We start from the raw sequence: 1,775 nt of genomic DNA, 5'->3' as shown, positions 1-1,775 counted from the left end.
GGAGCGCCAGTGTAGCGAAGCGTCCTCTCTGTGGGTAGGGGGGCGGGGATGGGGAACGGAAAAATTTACGGGGTTGCGGTACGCCCCGGGTCTAGGAGGCTGTCGGACTTACCGACATAAAATGACTGAAGTGGCTGGAAACGAATTTCCATAACTATACGTCTGGTATAGAATTCCAGGTATGGGCGCCCGATTTGTGAACGTTGACCGTGATACACCGATGCTGTTGCCGCCGAGTATCCAGGAGTGGCTGGACCCGAACGACATGGTTCATTTCGTCATTGATACGGTGGAATCAATGGAACTGCCGCAGCTGGTGGTAAACCATCGTGGCACGGGAACGCCGCAGTATCCACCGCAGATGATGTTGGCGTTGTTGTTGTACTGCTACGCCAACGGGATTATGTCATCACGGAAGATTGAAATGGCAACGTGGCATCTGATCCCGGTGCGGTACCTGACCGGAGACACCCACCCTGATCACGATACCATCAACAGCTTCCGAAAGAACAACGATGAGGCTATCCGCGAGACATTTCGTCAGCTCCTGCTTGTGGCCAGAGAGATGAAGATGCTGAAAGTGGGCACCGTTAGTATCGATGGCACCCACATCAAGGCGAACGCCAGCAAGTACAAGAATATCCGCTACGACCGTATCGACGATCTGACCACTCAGCTTGATGAAGACATCGACAAACTTATGGCAGAAGCGGAAGTGGCAGACGAAGCCGATGAAGACGACGGTCAGCGGATACCTGAACAGATCGCCCGGAGAGAAGAGTTACGGGCAAAGATTCAGGAAGCCAAGGCAGCTATCGAACAGCAGGCCCGGGAGAAAGAACAGCGGCGGCAGGACCGGGAAGATCACGACCGGGACGATGAGGATCCACCGAAGCCGAGCACGAAGCGGAAGAATCCGAATGATGCGAAGCCGGAAGACCGGAATCAGATCAACCTGATTGACCCGGACAGCCATCTGATGCGCAAGAGCCGGAGAGACGGGTGGCAGCAAGCGTACAATGCCCAGGCGGTGGTAGATGCCGACGGATCACAGCTGATTCTCGCTTCATATGTCGCAGACAGCTCAGCGGACAACTGGGAACTGGAGCCAGCGCTTGAGACAGTATCACCGGAAGTAGGTGCGCCGACCACGGTACTGGCGGATGCCGGATATGTGCGAAAGAAGCTGATCATGCGATTTGATTCAGACCCGGAAGCGCCGGAGCTGTACCTTGCGATAACCGGTGATGATCATGATCTGCGCCGCTATGATTACCGACCGCCGAAGAAGAAGACGAAGGTGGTGAAAGACCCGGTTCTGATCGCGATGCGGGAGAAGGTCCGCAGTAATGAAGGCCGGAAGATCTACCAGAAGCGGAAACAGAGCGTGGAGCCGGTATTCGGCATCATCAAATCGGTTCTGGGATTCGATCAGTTTCTTCGCCGTGGCTTCAATGCGGTGAATGCTGAATGGAATCTCGTGTGTACGGCGTACAATCTGAAGCGGATGTGGCGGATCGCAACCGCAGATCCAGTACCGACAGGATGTGCGGGCGGGTAGACCACCAAATCGGCAAGCCTGTTCAGGCGGTTTCCATCGGATACCGCCACACAGCGTCGAAACGTTCCGATTTCAGCCTGTTGATCCGCCGCTTCAACCCCCTTAAGTCCGACAGACTCCTAGTTTCGCCGTCGCAGAAGCGCGCAGTAGAGCGGCCCTGCCCCGTCGCAGCGATCGGGGAGGATCTGAAGGCCCCAGGTTGTCGCCTCGGGGC

1 protein-coding gene is annotated in these 1,775 nt (G+C 56.1%); it reads left to right on the top strand.

What is annotated here, in order from left to right; all coding sequences use genetic code 11:
• Window positions 1-181 precede the first annotated feature (181 nt).
• Window positions 182-1,561: a transposase gene (locus B071_RS0112105; RefSeq protein ID WP_018527339.1), complete on the top strand. Its 1,380-nt coding sequence runs from the start codon at window positions 182-184 to the stop codon at window positions 1,559-1,561.
• The last annotated feature ends 214 nt before the right edge of the window (window positions 1,562-1,775 follow it).

The sequence above is a fragment of the Alkalispirochaeta alkalica DSM 8900 genome, from assembly GCF_000373545.1.
GTDB classification, from domain to species: domain Bacteria; phylum Spirochaetota; class Spirochaetia; order DSM-27196; family Alkalispirochaetaceae; genus Alkalispirochaeta; species Alkalispirochaeta alkalica.
This window is presented reverse-complemented; position numbering and strand designations above follow the sequence as displayed.

Bases quoted from the DNA above. Each gene is read 5' to 3' on its own strand.
- B071_RS0112105 (WP_018527339.1), top strand. From the start codon at position 182: ATGGGCGCCCGATTTGTGAACGTTGACCGTGATACACCGATGCTGTTG.